The sequence below is a fragment of the Acidovorax sp. ACV01 genome (genome assembly GCF_014851495.1).
GTDB lineage: Bacteria > Pseudomonadota > Gammaproteobacteria > Burkholderiales > Burkholderiaceae_C > Acidovorax > Acidovorax radicis.
In genome coordinates this window covers 118,457-136,373 of record NZ_JACUZT010000001.1, presented here as the reverse complement: position 1 = coordinate 136,373, position 17,917 = coordinate 118,457, and the positions used below count along the sequence as shown (strand labels likewise).

The window sequence follows — 17,917 nt, the reverse complement described above, 5'->3', positions numbered from 1 at the left end:
GAATCCTCCCCAGCCAAGCCAACTCCGCCAAGCGGGCACAGCAATGTGCCCATTTTTTCCACCCAACATGTGCACATCGGCGCACATATGCTCACCAAGAAAGGCCTTCCATGATCGACTCCCCCCACCTCCCCTTGCTGGCCCCGCTGCTGGTCCCCACGGCCTATGCCCTGATGTGGGCGGTGGAGGCGCGCTCACCCGCGCGCAGCTATGCGCCCGTGCCCGGCTGGCAGCGGCTGGGCGTGGCGTTTTTTGTGCTGACGGCCATGGTGGGCTCGCTCGTGCCCTGGTTGCTGCAGGCCACGGGGTTCGCCGCGCTGCGCGTGCTTGACCTGAGCGCGCTGGGCCTGTGGGGTGTGCCGGTGGGGCTGCTGGTGCTGTCGCTGGTGCACTACGCATGGCACCGGGCCGAGCACCGGTTCGATGGGCTTTGGCGCATGGGCCACCAGCTGCACCACGCTGCGCCACGCGTGGATGTGCCAGGCGCCTACGTGGTGCACCCCTTCGAGGTGCTGGTCAAAACCGGCATGGGCGTGGCCCTGGGCACGGTGGTGCTGGGGCTGGCGCCCGCAGCCGCGGCACTGACCACGGCCCTGCTGGCGGTGCTCAGCATTTTTCAGCACTGGAACATCCACACCCCACGCTGGCTGGGCTGGCTGCTGCCCCGGCCCGAGATGCACGCACTGCACCACGAACGCGATGTGCATGCCCGCAACTATGGCGACCTGCCGGTGTGGGACATGCTGTTTGGCACCTATGCCAACCCCGCGCGGTTTGACGGCGAAGTGGGCTTTGCGCCGCAGCTCGCCACCCGCTGGGGCGACATGCTGCGCATGCGGGATGTGCACAACGCAGGGGTGGAATCGCCTGCGGCACGGGGTTGCTGCGGATTACTACAAAAATAGTAGCTATTAGCGCTTATCCATCAAGCGCTGGCGGCCAATTTGACTCATATTTTTACCGTGCTGCGCGCCAGCATCGCCAGCTCCTGGCGCAGCAGCAGTTCCACCTCGGTCGGCTCGAACTGGCCCTGCAGCAGCGGGATGGCAAAGCGGTAGTCGGCATCCTGCTTGCGCAGCACATAGGCCAGCTGCAGGCGGGCCAGCGACTGGCGCAGCGCCTGCGCGTCGGCAGTGATGCCGTGGCCTTGCAGCAGCTGGGCCAGGGCCACCAGGCCGGTCTGCCCGGCTTGGGCCGTGTGGTAGACGGCGATGCGGTCGAGGCGGCAGGCGGCCTCGTCGTGGCTCAGGCGGCCCCAGCCGGCCAGTGCGTCCTGCACCGCCTGCGAGGCCAGGGCCTGCGTGAGGTGGCGGGCTTCGATGGCGCGCTCGCCGGGCTGCAGGGCTTCCAGGCACTCCTGGCACAGGATGGCGACGAGGTTGGCGCGCTGGCCGCTGGCGTCCACGAGCTTTTCCACCAGCGTGTCGCTGGCAAAGCCCAGGCGCAGCCTGCGCAAGGGCTCGGTGGCCAGCTCGCGGCAGGCGGCACGCTCCAGCCCGCCGATGGCCAGCACTTCGCCAAAGTTGCGCAAGGGGCTCTGGTAGTCGAGCACGGCCGTGGCGTACAGGTCCCAAAAGCCCGCGAGCATGAACCAGCAGCGCCCCTCTTCGCTGAGCGCGCGCAGCGTGGACAACTGGGCGTAGCCGTGGTTCGATTCGTCGCGGAAGAACAGGTCGGCCTCGTCGATCAGCAGCACCAGGCGCTTGCCCTCGTACTGGGCCTGCAGGTGGTCCACGATGGCTTCGAGCGGTGTGTCGGCGGCCAGGCCAAACTGCAGCGCCATGCGGGGCGCCAGGCGGTGGTCGCGCAGCGAGACGTAGTGGCACACGGTGTGCGGGTGGCCTTGCAGGCGGCGCTGCACGGCCTTGAGCAGGCTGCTCTTGCCCAGCTGGCGACCGCCCACCACCAGGTAGTTGGCGGGCTCGCGGTTGATGACACGGGCGAGCAGCTGTGCGCGGCCAAAGAAGGCGCCTTCGCGGGTCACGCCGCCACGCGTCTGGTACGGCGAGATGCGGGTGATGCGCAGCTGCGCGGCCAATTGGCGCAGCAGCACCTGCAGCGATTCGCCGCCGATCAGCCACTCGGTCTGGCTGGCGCTGTCCACCATCACGTGCAGATTGGCGCGGTCATCGGCGTGGGCGCGCAGCAGCGGGCACGGGGTTTCCACGCTGTGCTCGCTCAGGATCAACAGCACGTCGCTGCCGGTCTGCGCGGCGCGCAGCTGGCGCAGCGCGGTGGCTTCGTCGATGCCCGGGGTGGGCACAAAGACGAGGCAGCGGTCCAGCGACACGGGCAGGTCGGGCGGAAACTGCCACTCGAACACCTGGCCGGGCAGCGCCCAGTCGCTGCTGGGCTGGCAGCGGGCCGACACGCGCTCGGCCAATGCGCGTGCCAGGGCCGGTGCATGGTCGGCGCCCGTGGCCTGCGCGCACAGCACGGCGCGGCGCCAGTCCACCATGCGGATGTCCGCCGCCAACAAGGTAGCCTCCAGCCGCCGCAGCCAGCGCAGCAGCCGGTCGATCTGCGGCAGGCGCGCCAGGGGCGTGCGCCGCAGACGCGCAGGGCGCAGCTGGCCCGCGCCGATCAGGGGGTGGCGCACCACCCACACGACGGCGCCCACGGCAAAGATCACTGCGCACCACAGGATGAGCGAACGCAGCCAGGCGAACGGGTCGGCATCGGGCGCGGGCTTGGTGGCGGGCTCGAAGTCGTCGGTGCTGCCTTCCTGGCAGTTGATGGGCAGGTAACCTGGTGGAATGGGCGGGTTGCCGGGGCGGCACGTCCAGGTGTGGGTGCCGGGCGTCAGCTCCACCACCACCTGGGTGCCTGCCAGCTTGCCGAGCTCAGGGTTGTGGGCGATGTCGGCCTGCAGCACGTTGGGGCGCGGGGACGTTACGCGCAGCTGCGGGTTGGCGATGCGCGGCGCGTATTCCTGGATGTCCTTGGGCCAGGCATCGAGCTCATTGCGCGCCTGGATCAGGGCGACGCGCCACTGCACCAGCTCGCCCCACACCGGGCCAACATTGACCGATGCCAGGAACGCGCCCCGCGTGACCGGGTTGAGCTGGGGCGTGAACAGCGCGCTGCCCACGAACAGCGTGACCGCCGCAATGGCCACCGCACGCACCACGGCCTTGGACAGCAGGGGCTTCAGTCGGTCGAGCATGAATCCAGCACCATCAAACCCGCATCGCGAATGGTGGCGCAGCGCCAGTGCAGCCGCGCCGCATCGCCCGTGCCGCGCACATGGATGAGGTTGCCCCAGAACAGGCTGCGCAGTTCGTCGTCTTGCAGATAGGGGCGCGCACGGCCCAGGTCGTCGGCCTGCAGCAGCTGCTGCAAACGCGTGCGGGTGGCAGGCGCCTGGGCCAGCGGCAAAAAGGTCTGCCACAGGCGCGGGCTGCTGGCCAGGTGCGTGCGCAGTGCGCTGGACGACGCATGTCCATCGCCCACACCCTGGTCCACCAGCCATTGCAGCCCCTCTTCAAACAACGCGGGGTGGCCGCCGCTGAGCGCCTGCAACTCGGCCACCACCGGCCCGGTCCAGGTGTGCTCGGGCCAGCGGTGGCGGGCCAGCTGCATCAGATCGTCCAGCGACGGGTCGGGCCAGTGGTTGACCTGCGCGATGTTGAGCAGCGACAGGTCGCCGCTGCGGTATTTGAGGTCGGCCAGCGCCTCGCCGCCACACAGCAGCAGGTGCAGGCGGCCGCTGTGCATCTCGCTCAGGCTGCGCAAAATGCCCGCCAGGGTTTCGCGCAACGCGGGCGTGCCTTGCTCAAAGCGGCTGACCAGGCAGAAAATGCGCTCGCCCGCCAGCAGGCGACGCTCCAGCGCGGATTCGAATTCGTAGTCCGACGCTACTTCGCCCAGGCCGCACTGGCGGCCGATGGCCGCGAAGTAGTCGGCCTGCGCGGTGCTCACGCTGTATGGCGGCTGGATGTGCAGCACCGAGCCCTCGCCATACTGCGCACGCGCGCGCTGCAGCAACTCTTGCCGAAACGGCGGCTGCCCCCAGTGCGCGGGCGACAGCAGCAGCGAGATGGGGTACGGCACGGCCTGCGCCAGCTGGGCGAACACACGGCCCTGGAACGCAGCAAAAGGCCGGGCGCCCACGGACTCGGCCTGCAGCGGAAACTCGGGCTCAAAACCAGCGGCGCTGAGCAGGCGGTTGGCCTCGCTCTCCGTCAGGCGCAGGTAGCGCGTGCAGGCGACCACGCGGTCGCGCGAACGAACATTGGGGGCCGAGACGCCGTTGCGCCAGTTGTTCACCGCCTCGCGGCTCAGGCCGATTTCGGTGGCCACGCCCGAAGCGCTGGCGCGGATGCGGCGCATGTAGAGCGAGAGAAGGTCGGCAAAAGAGTCTGTCGCCATGGGCTGCGCAGGGGTGCTAAGGAGGGATGGCGGGGCAAAACTGCCCACGGCCAGAAGAAGAAAAAATGGCGGTGGCTTGCACGGATTGTCATCTGTGCCCGCGCACCGCCCGCCCAGGGGCTGCAGATCAGGCGGAGAAACGCCGAGCCCGTGCCGGTGCGTGCAGGCTCAGCTCCGTGGGGTCACATCCACCGTTGCACCATCGGCCAGGCCTTGGTGCAGCCCAGCCCACATGCCACCAGCACCGGGCTGTACAACACGATCGCGCCGACGACGGTCATCAGCCAGCCGGGTTCCTCCTCCTCCTCTGCCTGCGCGCCCTCTTCTTGCCCCCCTCCTTCGGGCTTTGCGATCTTGGCTGCCTTGTCTTGTGCGTCCTGTCTTTTCGCCTCGGCTTCCTCTTCGGAGGCATCGCCCGTCATCTCCTGCACCAGCATCACCGCCACCACCACCAGCGAAACGCCCAGCGCCGCCAGGTAGGCGTATTGCAGCTCGATGCGCTCCAGCGGATAGAAGTACCCGGCCAGCACGATGGCGGGCGCCACAAAGAAGATGTGCATCATCAGGCGGTACCAAGGGATGCCCCCTTCCTTCTTCTCCAGCGCGCCCATGACCATGCGGTACGTCAGTGCGCCCAGCACAAAAATCACCCCACCCCACCATTCGATTTGCGTCAGCATCTTGTGTTCTCCCTGCGGTTCAGTGGCTGCTGCCCGTGGTGGCTGCGCTGCCCTGGTTGTGGTCACTGTCCTTGTCTTTACTGCTTTCGTCGCCGCCACCTTCATCGGGGTCGCTGTCCTCATCATCGTCGTCGCCCTTGAGGTCCTTGTGCGTGGAGACGATGTAGTACAGAGGCAGCACGATGGCCAACACCAGGCCCAGGCCCAGCCAGAGCCAGAAGCCCTTGAACAGCAGCACCGTGACCACCGTGAACACGAAGGCCTGCAGCAGACCCTTGAGCCCTGCGCGCAGCAACAGCACGGCAATCAGGCCCTTCACAGGCGATACGCCGCTTTTGCCCATGGCCTTGGCCATTTCGATGAAAGCCTCAGCCGCTTCCTGGCCCTTCTGTTTGCGCTCGGCTTCCTGTTTGCGCAGCTTTGCCACGGACACGGGCTTGCCAGGGTCTTTGGAACAGTCGTACTCGTCTTCAGGCCCTTCATCGGCAGAGCCGGCTGGGTGGTCCGGGTCTGCGGGCTCCACGATGCTGCGGCGCTCAGGGTGCTTGTCAAAGAATGCCTGGCGCGACACCCATTGGCCGTCGTCGAAGTGCATGCGTTCGGTCTCACCCACCTGGTCGTAAAACACCTGGAGGACGGCCGCCTTCAACCCATGGGAAAACAACGTTTCGAGCGCCCGCAAGGGCAGATCGCCACTGGTACCCGTGTCAAAACGCAGCAGCAGGTGGGACGGCGTGGCCGACACCTCCTGGTTGAACCACTCTTCATCCCACAACGCCGCCAGGTCCGCCCCGCCGAGCTTGTCGGCCCAGCGTTGCGCCTGCTCGGTGTTGCCGGTTACCAGGTATTGATAGACCAGCTGGCCGAATTTGAGCTTGATCGGGTCTTCAAAAAAGAGGTGAAGGGTATGGGCGTTTTGCGACATGGCTCTGCGTTGTGAAGGACGGGCTGGAGGGTTTGTGGAATGGAACGAATTGTTACAGAGCTCCAGACCGCTGTCCTTCACCACGTTGTCCATCCACGCCGCAGTGCACTTGACGCCGTGTCCACCGCGCCTTCCTCATCCGCGCACCTGACGAGAAACTGGTCCCGTCCTTCCCACTGGCATGGCACCGCGCAACAACGCCCAGGCGCGGCCCCTTGCGGCGGTGGGCGACGACGCCCGGCAGCTGTCCACGAGTCGCACGGGTTACTGCAAGCCCCTCGCCTTCATGCATACTGGGCAGACCATGGCCCACGGGCGCGCACCTGTGCCACACAGCTGCAGCCGGCCTTGCGAAACCCAACAAAAATTTCAGAGGGAAATCACCATGCGATGTGATGCACGTTTTTGCGCGCTTTTGTCAGGCGCTACGTTGATGCTGGGCCCCGTGGCCGCACAAACCGACACCCCCACGAACACCCCACAGGCCCGTGCGGCAGCGGCCCGTGCAGCCGCCGCCCCGGCGCCCATCGCCAGCGGCCCGCGCGAAAAACTCGTGGTGGCCATGCCCAAGACCTACGCCAAAAGCGAAACCATGTTGTTGTGGGGCGACTACTTCAACCACCTGGCACGCTGCGGCAACATTGATCTGCAGAACCTGCAGGGCGAATCGCTGGAGCGTAGCACCAACATCGACGTGCTGGCAGAAAAGGAACTCATCGACAGCCTGGTGGCCGGCAAGGCCCAGCTGGCCCAGGTGAACCCAGGCCTGGTGCCACAACTGGTGGCCGCGGGCCAGCCCACGCCATTTGGCGTGCCGGGCAACAAGGCCAGCGGGCAGCGCAACTCGTACAAGCTGATCCTCATCTCGCGCGTGGACAGCCCTTTCACCAAGCCACAAGACCTGGTGGGCAAGAAGATTGCACACACCACGCCCACCTCCAACTCCGGCAACCTGGCACCGCGCGCGCTGTTCCCGGCCATCGGGCTGGTGCCGGACCAGAATTACGAGGTGGTGTTCTCCAATGGTCATGAGCGCTCGGTGACGGGCGTGATGCACGGCTTTTACCCCGCCGCTGCCGTGGCCAGCGATCTGTACCAGCGCATGGTGGTCAAGGGCGATGTGAAGGGCTCCAGCATCCGCACGCTGTGGGAGAGCCCGCCCTTCATGACGGAGACCTGGACGATGGGCAAGGATGTCTCGCCCGAACTGCAGGCGCGCGTGAAGAAGTGCTCGTACAGCTACAGCTTCTCGCCCAAGCTGCGCCAGCTGCTGCCGGGCAACGACACCTTCCTGCCCATCAACTTCGAACGCGACTTCGCCACCGTGATGGAGGTTTACAACAAGACCCAAAAGGCGCAGGCGGCCAAGGGCGCAGCCAAGTAAGCAAGCCTTTGCGTCGGCGGCGACTACCCCCGGTCGCCGCGCCAGGCTCAGCCGCCCGTGGCGGCCGAAAGCCGCTCGCGCGTGCGGCGCGCCACATCCTTCACCCACGGCTGCACCGCCCAGTGCTGGTCTGCAAACGCACGGATCTGGTCGGCGTGGGTCAGTGACACGCCGATCACATCCAGCCCCTCCAGAAACATGCGCTGGTGCCGATCAGACAGCACAAAACCCGCGCTGTGTCCCAGGCTGCGCACCAGGCGCTGCTGTACGTCGATTTCCAGTGCCAGTGGCCCCGGCTGGGCGGCGGCCTCTGCCACAAAGACCTGCACATCGTCCTCGGCCACCATGGCCAGCAGCAGGCGGTTGTTGAGCGCATTGGAGTAAAAAATCTCGCCAAAACTCGACGCCACCACGGCCTTGAAGCCGTATTGCTGCATGCCCCACACGGCATGCTCACGGCTGGAGCCGCAGCCGTAGTTGGCGCCTGCAATGAGCACATCCACACCCGCAAACGCGGGCTGGTTGAGCACAAAGTCGGCGCGCGGCTGGCCGGCACCGTCAAAGCGCAGGTCGTACAGCAGGCCGGGTGCCAGGCCCGATTTGTCGATGCCACGCAGAAACTGCTTGGGCATGATCTGGTCGGTGTCGAGGTTGGGCGTGGCCAGCACGGCGGCTTGGCCGCGAACAATGGCGTTGTCGGTGGTCATACAGCAATTTCCAGGTTGCGCACATCGGTGATGCAGCCCGTGATGGCGGCAGCGGCGGCCATGGCCGGGCTCATCAGGTGGGTGATGGCGCCCCGGCCCTGCCGCCCTTCGAAGTTACGGTTGGTGGTGGAGGCGCAGCGCTGGCCGGGGGCCAGCACGTCGTCGTTCATGGCCAGGCACATGGAACAGCCGGGCTGCCGCCATTCAAAGCCCGCAGCCACCAGGCGCGCGGCAATGCCTTCGGCCTCGGCCTGGGCTTTTACGGCACCCGAGCCGGGAACGACCATGGCGCGCACGCCGCTGGCCACATGGCGGTGGCCGACGATGCGGTCCACCTCACGCAGGTCTTCGATGCGCGCGTTGGTGCACGAGCCGATGAACACATGCTGCACGGGCACGCCCTGCAGCGCCTGCCCGGCACAAAGCGCGGTGTAGCGCAGGGCCTGCTCGGCGCTGCTGCGCTGGGCCGCATCGGCCATGTGGGCGGGCAGCGGCACGGTGGCATCGATGGCCATGGCCTGGTCGGGGCTGGTGCCCCAGGTCACATAGGGGGCGACATTGCTGGCGTCGAAATGGTGCTCCACATCAAACGCCGCATCCCCATCGCTGTGCAGGGTGGCCCAGTGCGCCAGGGCCCGTTCGCGCCACGCCCCGGTGATGTCAGGGGCCCGGGCCAGCACATAGTCAATGGCCGTGGCGTCGGGCGCGATCAAGGCACCGCGTGCGCCCGCCTCCACCGCCATGTTGCACAGCGTGAAGCGCGCCTCCACCGACAGCGCGCTGATGGCGCTGCCGCAAAACTCCACCACATAGCCGCGTGCGCCCTGGGCACCAATGTGGCGGATGACCATGAGGATCAGGTCCTTGGCCGTGGTGCCGGTGGGCAACACGCCATCCACGCGGATGCGCATGTTCTGCGCGAGCCGGTACACCAGGGTCTGGGTGGCCAGCACGTGCTCGACCTCGGACGTCCCGATGCCAAACCCCAGGGCACCCAGCGCACCGTAGGTGGTGGTGTGGCTGTCGCCGCAGATGATGACCATGCCGGGGCGGACCATGCCATGCTCAGGCGCCACCACGTGTTCGATGCCCTGCAGCGGGTCGTTGGTGTCGAACAGCGGGATCTGGTGCCGCTCGCAGTTGGCCTGCAGGTTGCGCGCCTGCAGGGCGGAAGGTGGGTCCTGGATGACGCGGTGGCGCACCGGGTGCGTGGGGATGATGTGGCTCACCACCGCCACGTTCTGCCCCGGCATGGGCACGCCGCGCCCGGCCTCATGCAGGCCCGCAAAGGCCTGGGGACTGGTGTATTCGTTCATCAGGTGCAGGTCGCAAAACAGCAGCACGTTCTGCGCGTCCAGCACCGTGACGGTGTGCGATGCGACCAGCTTCTGGTACAGGGTCTGGGGATGGGTCATGGTGTGGCTTCCAGCAAGAATGGCAAGGCGGCGGTCAGCAGGGTATCGGGCGCCTCTTCGGCGATGTAGTGGCCGCAGGGCAAGGCGTGGCCGCGCACATCACGCGCCACGCGCTGCCATTCGGCCAGGGGCTTGAAGCATTGGTGCACCACGCCCTGCTCGCCCCACAGCGCCAGCACCGGCATGGCCAGGTGGCGCCCTGCATCGCGGTCGGCCCGGTCGTGCACCAGGTCAATGCCGGCGGCGGCGCGGTAGTCCTCGCAAATGCCATGGGCTGTGCCCGGAAGGGCCAGGCAGCGCGCGTATTCGGCCAGTGCCCGGGCATCAAACGGCGCCAGGCCCGCGCTGCGTCGGCCCATCACGTCGCGGATGTAAGCAGCAGGGTCGGCCTCGATCAGCCGTTCGGGCAGCGGCGCGGGCTGGATCAGAAAGAACCAGTGCCAGTAGGCGCGGGCAAAGGCGTCGCTGGTCTGCTCATACATCGCCAGGGTAGGGGCAATGTCAAGCAGCACCAGGCGCACCACGGCATCGGGGTGGTCGGCCGCCAGCCGGTGGGCCACGCGGGCGCCCCGGTCGTGCGCCAGCACGGCAAACCGGGTGTGGCCCAGGTGCTGCATCACGGCCAGCATGTCGGCGGCCATGGTGCGCTTGCTGTAGAGCGCATGCTCTGCATCACCGTTGCCTGGGGCCGGGCTCCCCGAGGGCTTGGCCGAGTCCCCATACCCCCGCAGGTCGGCCAGTACCAGCGTGAAATGCTGTGCCAGCGCGGGCGCCACCTTGTGCCAGATCGCACTGGTTTGTGGATGGCCGTGCAGCAGCAGCAGCGGCGGCCCACTGCCGCCCAACATGGCGTGGATGTGCTGCCCGTCGGGCGTGGCTACGCGGTGGGGGGTGAAGCCGGGGAAAAGTGGGGTGGTGGTCATGGGGTTTGTCTCCGGCAGATTGGTGGTGTTCTGTCTGACGGGCATCTTATGAGTGATTGAAAACGGCATAAAGTCATTCAAAATCACTTCATTCATAAATCAAAAGCACGAATAAACCCTATGGACGGCTTTTCGGACCTGCGCTTTTTTGCTTTGCTCATGAAGGAAGGCAGCCTGGCCGCCGCAGCGCAGCAGATGGGCATCACCCCCCCGGCTGTGAGCCGGCGCCTGGCGCAGTTGGAGCACCGGCTGGGCGTGCGGCTATTGCACCGCACGACGCGCCGCATCAGCCTTACGCCCGAGGGCGAGACCTACCTGCTCGACGGTGCGCGCATCCTCGGCGATCTGGAGGCGCTGGAGCGCGCTGTGGCGGGCGCGCGCAGCTCTCCGCGCGGGCTCATCAAGCTGGCCGCCACGCTGGGCTTTGGCCGCGCACATATTGCACCTGCCTTGTCGGCGTTTGCACGCGCCTTCCCTGAGGTCGAGGTGCAACTGCACCTAACCGACCGCCCCGTGAACCTGGTGGAGCAAGGCTTTGACGCTGCCGTGCGCTTTGGCGACCTGCCCGACTCGCGCCTGACCGCGCGCCGGCTGCTGGCCAACCAGCGCGTGTTGTGCGCGTCACCCGCTTACCTGGCCTTGGCGGGCGAGCCCACACAGCCCGCTGACCTGCTGGCCCACCAGTGCATCGTGATCCGCGAGAGTGACGAAACCTATGGCACCTGGCACCTGCGCCAGGGCGAGCGGCAAGAAACCCTGAAGGTGCGCGGCATGCTCAGCACCAACGATGGCGCAGCCGCCACGGTCTGGGCACTGGAGGGCCATGGCGTGCTCATGCGGTCGGAATGGGATGTGGCGCCACATCTGGCCGCAGGCCGACTGCAGCGCGTGCTGGCCGCGTGGACGCTGCCCGCTGCGGACGTGACCCTGGTCTATCCAAGCAAAAGTGATCTGTCAGCCAAAACGCGGGCCCTGGCGGATTTCTTGCGGGAGTGGTTTGCACAGCGCCCCACGGCAACGCAGCGCACAACAAACAGTGCTTGAGATGGCCCATTCCGTGCCGATAACAAGGGGATGCAAATCTCCGGCGCCAACTCCACCAATGCTGCCTCCCGCGGGGCGGCCAGCAGCAACATCGCGAAGCTTCAGAAACAGCTGCGCGAGCTGACCGACGAACTGCGGGGCGTAGCCGGACAGGACATCGACGCCAAGGCCAAGCAGGAAAAGATCAAGCTGCTGCAGGCACAGATCCAGATGGTGCAGCAACAGATTGCTGCCATTGCACGGCAAAGCCAGCAGGAGCAGGCCGCCAGACAACAGCAGGCCCAGGCGACCAGGGACCCGAGCACGAAAGCGGCACCCGCACCTACAGGCCGTCGCACACCTGGCCTGGGTGACACCGTCGACACTTTTGCGTGAGCACGGCGACCCGCGCGGGTTCGGGCCGATAGGTGAAACTCTCAGAAGAGCGCTATTTTTTCCATAGCAAACAGCGCTTTACAAAAAAACGCTGCAGGCACTTCAAGCCGTAGAGAGTCCCGCCCCGCTCGCAGTGGGTGTCAGCGTGATGGCGGCAAAAGGCATGTGGTGCATCAACTCGCGCAGGACCAGCAGCGTGGCGGCCAAGGTGGGGCTCGCGGGCAACCCCTCGTGCGCAGGAGGCCGGCCTTGGGCCACGGCAGCAAGGCGGTTGAACAAACGCTCCATGGCCTCCAGGGACAAAACCCGGGTGGGTGCTTCGGCAACGCCCGCCAGGGTGGCGATCTCGTGCAGGGCTGGGTCTGTGAAACATGGAATCACCACCACCCCTTCGGGTACCCATTGGCGGTGGCGCGTGTGTGCCGCATAGACCTCGTCTTCCACCCAGGCGATGGCAGTCTCCAGTTCCAGCGGGGTGGGTAGCGTGCTGCGGAAAAAATCACGCGCGGTCTTCTGGCTGCCCAGGGCGAGTGTCAGCACCACGGACGGCGTTGTTGGGTCGATTCCCGTTGCCAACAGGGTGTGCTCGGCGCCCATGTGCAAGGCGGTGACGCATTGACCGGGTGCAGCCAGCCCGTGCGCCTGCCGGTACAGGGCAGAGATATCAAAACGGGGCTCGGCGACTTGGGGCAGCAGCGAGGCTGACGGACTGTGGGACGCAAAGGGCGCGGGCCGGGGTGAGGTCATGGTGGCTCCGATTCTTCAAACAGCGGCGGTGCGGGCGAGCGATGGCGGTCAGCGCAGGCCCGTGTGGGCTCGCGCATCTTTTCACGGCTTTACCGGTGGGGCAACAAAACGCTGGTGAATCTCTACCGTCAACGCCTCGATGCGTGCCGTGAGTTCGCGGGTCTGTTCGGTGAGCAGGGTGTTCTGCTGAAGCAGCTCCAGCACCTGTGCCGCGCTCTGGGCGGCGATGGACTGGCGCTGCTCATTGGCAATGGCCAGCGCTTCGCGGTGCTGCGCATCGGCCTCCGCATGGCTTTTGTCCCGCGCAGCCTGCCGCGTCTGGGCCAGCAGGATGAGCGGGGCGGCGTAGGCCGCCTGCAGGCTGAACGCCAGGTTGAGCAGGATGAACGGATAGAGGTCGAACTTGGCGATGCCCAGTACGTTGATGAATATCCAGGTGGCCACGATCAGCGTCTGCGCCCCCAGAAACAGGGGCGTGCCAAAGAAGCGCGCAAAGGCCTCCGCTCGCAGTGCGAACCGGTCCGTCCCGAACGTGGGCGCCAGATGCGCATGGCGCCGATGAAAGCGCAGGTGGTCGGTTGGTGGGGGGTCCTCTGCAGAAGGTGCTGCGGGGTGCGCGGGGTGATGGGCAGGGGCAGTCATGGGTTTTCTCCAAAGCGGGCCGGGCGTTCGCACAATCGGCAAAACCGTTGCTGCACTCTACGCGCTCGCCCATCCACACACCTGCACATCCGCAAATGGGGGCGCCGCCCCTTGCCGCCAGGCTCTGACAAGCGCTGACAGCGCGCTCCTACAGGCCCTGTGCGGCACCCTGCCTAAAGTCAGACCCATCGATAAACGAACCTTTGCGCCACCCCAACCGGTGCGGCCCTCTCCAGCCACACGCCCACAACACCGCCGGAGCACCCCATGCGTATTCATGCCCAGCCACGCTGCCCCTCACCATGGCCCCTGGTGGTCGGCGCAGCCGCCTTGATGGCCGCTCTGGCACTGACTGCCTGCTCCACACCGCGCGCGCCCGAGGGCATCCAGCCCGTGACGGGGTTTGACGTGGACCGCTACGCAGGGCACTGGCACGAAGTGGCACGCATCGAAAACTCCTTTGAGCGCGGCCTGATCCAGACCAGCGCCACCTACAGCCGCAATGCCGACGACACGATCAAGGTGGTCAACCGTGGCTATGACCCGGTGCGCAAGGTGTGGAAGGAAGCCGAGGGCACGGCCCGGTTTGTGGACGATCCCACGCGCGCTGCACTCAAGGTATCGTTCTTCGGGCCTTTTTACGGCGGCTACAACGTGGTGGCGCTCGATGAAAACTACCAGTGGGCCATGGTGGTGGGCTCGAGCAAGGACTACCTGTGGGTGTTGTCACGCACCCCCACCCTGCCCGGGCACGTGCGCGAGCACCTCATGGAGCGGGCGCAGACGCTGGGCATGGACGTGCGCAGGATTCTGTGGACACCCCCCCCTGCCAGCGAACAACATGCCAGGCAGGCCGTGATGACCTGAGAAGGTACGACCCGGCCATTTCGAGAATGCTACATTTTCAATAGCGCACTGCGCTTGACCAGCAAGCGCTAGTGGCTATTTTCATCAAAATTCATCAGTCCAAAACCGGCACCGTGGCCGCCGCCACCAGCCGCTGGGTGTACGGATGCTGCGGCGCATCCAGCACGTCTGTCACGCTGCCGCTTTCGAGCAGGGCACCATCCTTCATCACCACCACGTCGTGCGCCATGGCACGGATCACATCCACGTCGTGGGTGATGAGCAGGTAGCTCAGACCCTTCTCTTTTTGCAGGCGCTGCAGCAGGCCCAGCACCTGCTGCTGGATGGTCACGTCCAGGGCGCTGGTGGGCTCATCCAGCACCAGCACCTGGGGTTGCACGATGAGCGCCCGGGCGATGGCCAGGCGCTGGCGCTGGCCACCAGAAAATTCATGCGGGTAGCGCTCAAGCAGGCGCGGGTACTGTGCTTCGGCAAGCCCCACCTCTTCCAGGGCCGCCTCGACGCGGGCGCGGCGCTGGGCCACGGTCAGTGTGGGTTCGTGCACCTTGAGGCCCTCGCCCACGATCTCCTCCACCGTGAGGCGCGGAGACAGCGATGAGAACGGGTCTTGAAACACCACCTGCACCCGACGGCGCAGCTGCTGGTTGGCCGGTGTATTGCGCATGGCGGGCTGCTGCCATGCCTGCCCACCCACCTGCAATTCGCCTGCGTAAGGCAATAGGCCCAGGATGGCTTGGGCCAGCGTGGATTTGCCCGAGCCGGATTCGCCCACTACGCCCAGCGTCTGGCCTGGCAGCAACTGCAGCGCGGCGCCCTGCACCGCCACAAACTCGCCCTTCTTGAACCACCCTCGCACACCGGGCAGCGGCGTGGGGTACACCACGCGCAGCTCCTGCGTCTTCACGACCGGGGCGGTGCCTGCGGGCGGGTCGGCCTCGACCACATCGCGGCGGGGCTGGCTGGCGATGAGGCGCCGGGTGTAGGCATGCTGGGGGGCGCCGAATACCTCGGCCACGGGGCCCTGCTCCACCAGCACGCCCTGTTCCATCACGGCCACGCGGTCGGCAAAGCGGCGTACCAGGTTCAGGTCATGCGTGATCAGCAGCACCGCCATGCCGTTCTGACGCTGCAGGTCGCTGAGCAGGTCGAGGATCTGGCCACGCAAGGTCACATCCAGCGCGGTGGTGGGTTCGTCGGCCAGCAGCAGCTTCGGCGCGCTGGCCAGGGCCATGGCGATCATCGCGCGCTGGCGCTGGCCGCCTGAGAGTTGGTGCGGGAAGCTGTTGGCACGGCGCGCAGGCTCGGGGATGCCGGTCTGGGCCAGCAGCTCGATGGCGGCCTGCGCGCACTGGGCGCCGGTCAGGCCTTTTTTGAGCTGCAGGATTTCGGCGATCTGCAGGCCAATGGTCATCAGCGGGTTGAGCGCGGTCATGGGCTCCTGGAACACCATGGCGATGTCGCCACCACGCACACCGCGTATCTCGCGTTCGGTCAGCGCCAGCAGGTCTCCGCGCCCCTGCAGCAGCGCCTGGCCGGTGATGGCAGCATCGCCCGCCAGCCGCAGCAGGCTTAAAGCGGTGATGGTTTTGCCCGAGCCGGACTCACCCACCAGCGCCAGTTTTTCGCCCGCTGCAATGCTGAAATTGACACCCCGCACCACCTCTTTGGCGCCAAAGCGAACGTGGAGGTCTTGAACCTGCAACAAAGGGGTCATGGCCGAAGGGGTCACTGGTCGGCCTTTCGGGGGTCCAGGGCATCGCGCAGCGCGTCGCCCATGAAGGTCAGCAGCAACAAGGTGGTGACCAGCACCGCAAAGGTGGACAGCGAAATCCACCACGCATCAATGCTGTTCTTGCCCTGGTTCAGCAGCTCACCCAGCGACGGCGTGCCCGGTGGTACACCCAGGCCCAGGAAGTCGAGCGAGGTCAGCGCCAGGATGGCGCCACTCATGCGAAACGGCAAAAAGGTGACCACGGGCGTCAGGCTGTTGGGCAGGATGTGGCGCCAGATGATCTGAGCATTGCCTACGCCCAGGGCCCGCGCGGCCTTCACGTAGTCGAGCTGGCGGTTGCGCAGAAACTCAGCACGCACGTAGTCCGACAGCCCCATCCAGCCAAACAACGAGAGCAGGATGAGCAGCAGCGCGATGCTGGGCGCAAACACGGCGCTGAAGATGATGAGCAGGTACAGCTCGGGCATGGAGCCCCAGATCTCGATGAAGCGCTGGAAGGCCAGGTCCGTCTTGCCCCCAAAAAAACCCTGGATGGCGCCAGTGAGCATTCCCAGCAGCACGCCAGTGACCGTGAGCGCCAGGCCAAACAGCACGCTCACGCGAAAGCCGTAGAGCAACTGCGCCAGCAGGTCACGCCCCCTGTCGTCCGTTCCCAGCCAGTTGTCGGCCGTGGGCGCCGAGGGGTTGGGCGCCTTGGCAAAGTAGTTGAGCGTGTTGGGGCCGTAGGGGTTCAAGGTGTACAGCGCCCAATTGCTGCCCGCACTCAGGCGATCCTTGATGAAGGGATCGAGGTAGTCCGTAGGGGTCTCGAAGTCCCCGCCAAACGTCTTTTCGGGGTAGTCCTTCAGCATGGGGAAGTAGGTCTGCCCTTCGTAGCGCACGACGAGGGGCTTGTCGTTGCTGACCAGCTCGGCACCCAGGCTGACCAGCACCAGGGCGCAGAAGATCAGCAGGCTCCAGTAACCCAGGCGGTTGCGCTTGAAGCGCAGCCAGGCACGGCGCGAGGGAGAAAGCGAAGGCGATGCGGAAGCAGAACTCATCAGGGCCATGGGTTCGTTCGGGCTAGTCAAACTTCACGCGCGGGTCGACCCACACATAACAAAGGTCGCTGACCAGCTTGGTAACCAGCCCGATCAGCGTGAAAAGATACAGCGTGCCCAGCACCACCGGGTAGTCGCGGCGGATCACGCTCTCATAACTGAGCAGGCCCAGGCCGTCGAGCGAGAACAGGGTCTCGATGAGCAGAGAGCCCGCAAAGAATGCGCCGATGAAGGCCGCCGGAAACCCGGTGACGATGGGAATGAGCGCATTGCGGAACACATGCTTCCACAACACCTGCCGCTCGCTGAGCCCCTTGGCACGGGCCGTGAGTACATATTGTTTGCGGATCTCTTCCAGAAAGGCGTTCTTGGTCAACATTGCTGTCACGGCAAAACTGCCCAGCACCATGGCCGTCACAGGCAGCGTGATGTGCCACAGATAGTCGACGATGCGCGCGCCCCACGACATCTCATCCCAGTTGGCCGACGTGAGACCGCGCAATGGAAACCATTGCAATTGCCCACCAAAGATGACCAGCAGCGCCACGCCCAGCACAAAGCCCGGGATGGCGTAGCCCACCAGGATGAGCAGCGTGGTCACCAGGTCAAACCGCGAACCGGCACGCACCGCCTTCGCCACGCCCAGCGGCACGGCCACCAGGTAGCTGATGAAAAAAGTCCACAGGCCCAGGCTGATGGAAACCGGCAGTTTTTCCTTCACCAGTTGCCACACATCCTTGTTCTGGAAAAAGCTCTTGCCCAGGTCGAACCGTGCGAACTGGCCCAGCATCTGCAGGAAGCGCTCGTGGGCGGGTTTGTCGAAGCCGTACAGCGCCTTGATCTGCTCCAGCCGTTTGGGGTCCACACCCTGCGCACCCCGGTAACTCAGGCCGCCACCTTCGGCACCACCACCGCCCACACCGGCCTTGGCCTCGGCCATGTACTGTTCCACCGGACCACCCGGCACGAACTGGATCACCACAAAAGTCAGCAAGAGCACGCCCAGCAGCGTGGGCAGCATGAGCAAGACACGTTTGAGGATGTAGGCAAACATGGGTGGGCGGT

The 17,917-nt window shown here is 66.0% G+C and carries 17 protein-coding genes; 5 read left to right on the top strand and 12 right to left on the bottom strand.

What is annotated here, in order from left to right:
• Positions 1-110: 110 nt before the first annotated feature.
• Positions 111-905: a sterol desaturase family protein gene (locus IB243_RS00645; RefSeq protein ID WP_192424294.1), complete on the top strand. Its 795-nt coding sequence runs from the start codon at positions 111-113 to the stop codon at positions 903-905.
• Between the two features lie 44 nt (positions 906-949).
• On the opposite strand, the gene IB243_RS00640 is transcribed toward IB243_RS00645, so the two are convergent.
• From IB243_RS00640 to IB243_RS00625, 4 genes are all read right to left on the bottom strand, one after another.
• Positions 950-3,166, bottom strand: coding sequence for an ATP-binding protein (locus IB243_RS00640; protein ID WP_192424292.1), 2,217 nt, complete (start codon positions 3,164-3,166; stop codon positions 950-952).
• A complete protein-coding gene (locus IB243_RS00635) occupies positions 3,151-4,371 on the bottom strand; it encodes a hypothetical protein (protein WP_192424290.1) in 1,221 nt (406 codons plus the stop codon). Before IB243_RS00635 ends, IB243_RS00640 begins: the two co-directional genes overlap by 16 nt.
• A 182-nt stretch (positions 4,372-4,553) precedes the next feature.
• Complete coding sequence (locus IB243_RS00630; protein WP_192424288.1) at positions 4,554-5,051, bottom strand: hypothetical protein; 498 nt, start codon at positions 5,049-5,051, stop codon at positions 4,554-4,556.
• A 19-nt stretch (positions 5,052-5,070) separates the two neighbouring features.
• Positions 5,071-5,976 carry a hypothetical protein gene (locus IB243_RS00625; RefSeq protein ID WP_192424286.1) on the bottom strand — a complete coding sequence of 302 codons (906 nt, stop codon included), beginning with the start codon at positions 5,974-5,976 and terminating at the stop codon, positions 5,071-5,073.
• A gap of 433 nt (positions 5,977-6,409) precedes the next feature.
• Here IB243_RS00625 and IB243_RS00620 point away from each other — a divergent pair, with 433 nt between their 5' ends.
• Complete coding sequence (locus tag IB243_RS00620; protein WP_010461050.1) at positions 6,410-7,360, top strand: PhnD/SsuA/transferrin family substrate-binding protein; 951 nt, start codon at positions 6,410-6,412, stop codon at positions 7,358-7,360.
• Between the two features lie 47 nt (positions 7,361-7,407).
• Here IB243_RS00620 and leuD read toward each other — a convergent pair whose 3' ends face one another.
• From leuD to IB243_RS00605, 3 genes are read right to left on the bottom strand one after another with little or no spacing between them, the layout of a single operon-like run.
• Entirely contained in the window at positions 7,408-8,067 is a 660-nt protein-coding gene (leuD, locus tag IB243_RS00615; RefSeq protein ID WP_192424284.1) for a 3-isopropylmalate dehydratase small subunit, read from the bottom strand.
• Positions 8,064-9,482, bottom strand: a complete 1,419-nt coding sequence (leuC, locus tag IB243_RS00610; RefSeq protein WP_192424282.1) for a 3-isopropylmalate dehydratase large subunit — start codon at positions 9,480-9,482, stop codon at positions 8,064-8,066. The genes leuD and leuC overlap by 4 nt, the downstream gene beginning before the upstream one ends.
• On the bottom strand, positions 9,479-10,405 hold the full coding sequence (locus IB243_RS00605) for an alpha/beta fold hydrolase (RefSeq protein WP_192424280.1): 927 nt from the start codon (positions 10,403-10,405) through the stop codon (positions 9,479-9,481). Before IB243_RS00605 ends, leuC begins: the two co-directional genes overlap by 4 nt.
• A gap of 120 nt (positions 10,406-10,525) precedes the next feature.
• On the opposite strand from IB243_RS00605, the gene IB243_RS00600 reads away from it, so the two are divergent.
• Complete coding sequence (locus tag IB243_RS00600; RefSeq protein WP_192424278.1) at positions 10,526-11,449, top strand: LysR family transcriptional regulator; 924 nt, start codon at positions 10,526-10,528, stop codon at positions 11,447-11,449.
• Positions 11,450-11,479: 30 nt separating this feature from the next.
• Entirely contained in the window at positions 11,480-11,824 is a 345-nt protein-coding gene (locus IB243_RS00595) for a FlxA-like family protein (RefSeq protein ID WP_192424276.1), read from the top strand.
• A gap of 102 nt (positions 11,825-11,926) precedes the next feature.
• On the opposite strand, the gene IB243_RS00590 is transcribed toward IB243_RS00595, so the two are convergent.
• Positions 11,927-12,571 carry a hypothetical protein gene (locus tag IB243_RS00590; protein ID WP_192424274.1) on the bottom strand — a complete coding sequence of 215 codons (645 nt, stop codon included), beginning with the start codon at positions 12,569-12,571 and terminating at the stop codon, positions 11,927-11,929.
• Positions 12,572-12,652: 81 nt separating this feature from the next.
• Entirely contained in the window at positions 12,653-13,213 is a 561-nt protein-coding gene (locus tag IB243_RS00585) for a DUF1003 domain-containing protein (protein ID WP_057272699.1), read from the bottom strand.
• A gap of 267 nt (positions 13,214-13,480) precedes the next feature.
• Between IB243_RS00585 and IB243_RS00580 the strand changes: the two genes are divergently transcribed.
• Positions 13,481-14,080: a lipocalin family protein gene (locus IB243_RS00580; RefSeq protein WP_192424272.1), complete on the top strand. Its 600-nt coding sequence runs from the start codon at positions 13,481-13,483 to the stop codon at positions 14,078-14,080.
• Positions 14,081-14,174: 94 nt separating this feature from the next.
• Here IB243_RS00580 and IB243_RS00575 read toward each other — a convergent pair whose 3' ends face one another.
• Genes IB243_RS00575 through IB243_RS00565 form a run of 3 tightly spaced genes read right to left on the bottom strand, consistent with a single transcriptional unit; the run spans position 14,175 to position 17,906 of the window.
• Positions 14,175-15,794: an ABC transporter ATP-binding protein gene (locus IB243_RS00575; protein WP_192424270.1), complete on the bottom strand. Its 1,620-nt coding sequence runs from the start codon at positions 15,792-15,794 to the stop codon at positions 14,175-14,177.
• Between the two features lie 11 nt (positions 15,795-15,805).
• The gene (locus IB243_RS00570; protein WP_192424268.1) at positions 15,806-16,852 is read right to left on the bottom strand and encodes an ABC transporter permease; all 1,047 of its coding nucleotides are present in this window, start codon (positions 16,850-16,852) and stop codon (positions 15,806-15,808) included.
• Positions 16,853-16,874: 22 nt separating this feature from the next.
• Entirely contained in the window at positions 16,875-17,906 is a 1,032-nt protein-coding gene (locus IB243_RS00565) for a microcin C ABC transporter permease YejB (protein WP_192424266.1), read from the bottom strand.
• Between the last annotated feature and the right edge of the window lie 11 nt (positions 17,907-17,917).

What these genes read in the sequence shown, in the direction of transcription:
- IB243_RS00645 (WP_192424294.1), top strand. Translation starts at nt 111, where the DNA reads ATGATCGACTCCCCCCACCTCCCCTTGCTGGCCCCGCTGCTGGTCCCC.
- IB243_RS00640 (WP_192424292.1), bottom strand. Translation starts at nt 3,166, where the DNA reads ATGCTCGACCGACTGAAGCCCCTGCTGTCCAAGGCCGTGGTGCGTGCG.
- IB243_RS00635 (WP_192424290.1), bottom strand. Translation starts at nt 4,371, where the DNA reads ATGGCGACAGACTCTTTTGCCGACCTTCTCTCGCTCTACATGCGCCGC.
- IB243_RS00630 (WP_192424288.1), bottom strand. Translation starts at nt 5,051, where the DNA reads ATGCTGACGCAAATCGAATGGTGGGGTGGGGTGATTTTTGTGCTGGGC.
- IB243_RS00625 (WP_192424286.1), bottom strand. Translation starts at nt 5,976, where the DNA reads ATGTCGCAAAACGCCCATACCCTTCACCTCTTTTTTGAAGACCCGATC.
- IB243_RS00620 (WP_010461050.1), top strand. Translation starts at nt 6,410, where the DNA reads ATGCTGGGCCCCGTGGCCGCACAAACCGACACCCCCACGAACACCCCA.
- leuD (WP_192424284.1), bottom strand. Translation starts at nt 8,067, where the DNA reads ATGACCACCGACAACGCCATTGTTCGCGGCCAAGCCGCCGTGCTGGCC.
- leuC (WP_192424282.1), bottom strand. Translation starts at nt 9,482, where the DNA reads ATGACCCATCCCCAGACCCTGTACCAGAAGCTGGTCGCATCGCACACC.
- IB243_RS00605 (WP_192424280.1), bottom strand. Translation starts at nt 10,405, where the DNA reads ATGACCACCACCCCACTTTTCCCCGGCTTCACCCCCCACCGCGTAGCC.
- IB243_RS00600 (WP_192424278.1), top strand. Translation starts at nt 10,526, where the DNA reads ATGGACGGCTTTTCGGACCTGCGCTTTTTTGCTTTGCTCATGAAGGAA.
- IB243_RS00595 (WP_192424276.1), top strand. Translation starts at nt 11,480, where the DNA reads ATGCAAATCTCCGGCGCCAACTCCACCAATGCTGCCTCCCGCGGGGCG.
- IB243_RS00590 (WP_192424274.1), bottom strand. Translation starts at nt 12,571, where the DNA reads ATGACCTCACCCCGGCCCGCGCCCTTTGCGTCCCACAGTCCGTCAGCC.
- IB243_RS00585 (WP_057272699.1), bottom strand. Translation starts at nt 13,213, where the DNA reads ATGACTGCCCCTGCCCATCACCCCGCGCACCCCGCAGCACCTTCTGCA.
- IB243_RS00580 (WP_192424272.1), top strand. Translation starts at nt 13,481, where the DNA reads ATGCGTATTCATGCCCAGCCACGCTGCCCCTCACCATGGCCCCTGGTG.
- IB243_RS00575 (WP_192424270.1), bottom strand. Translation starts at nt 15,794, where the DNA reads ATGACCCCTTTGTTGCAGGTTCAAGACCTCCACGTTCGCTTTGGCGCC.
- IB243_RS00570 (WP_192424268.1), bottom strand. Translation starts at nt 16,852, where the DNA reads ATGAGTTCTGCTTCCGCATCGCCTTCGCTTTCTCCCTCGCGCCGTGCC.
- IB243_RS00565 (WP_192424266.1), bottom strand. Translation starts at nt 17,906, where the DNA reads ATGTTTGCCTACATCCTCAAACGTGTCTTGCTCATGCTGCCCACGCTG.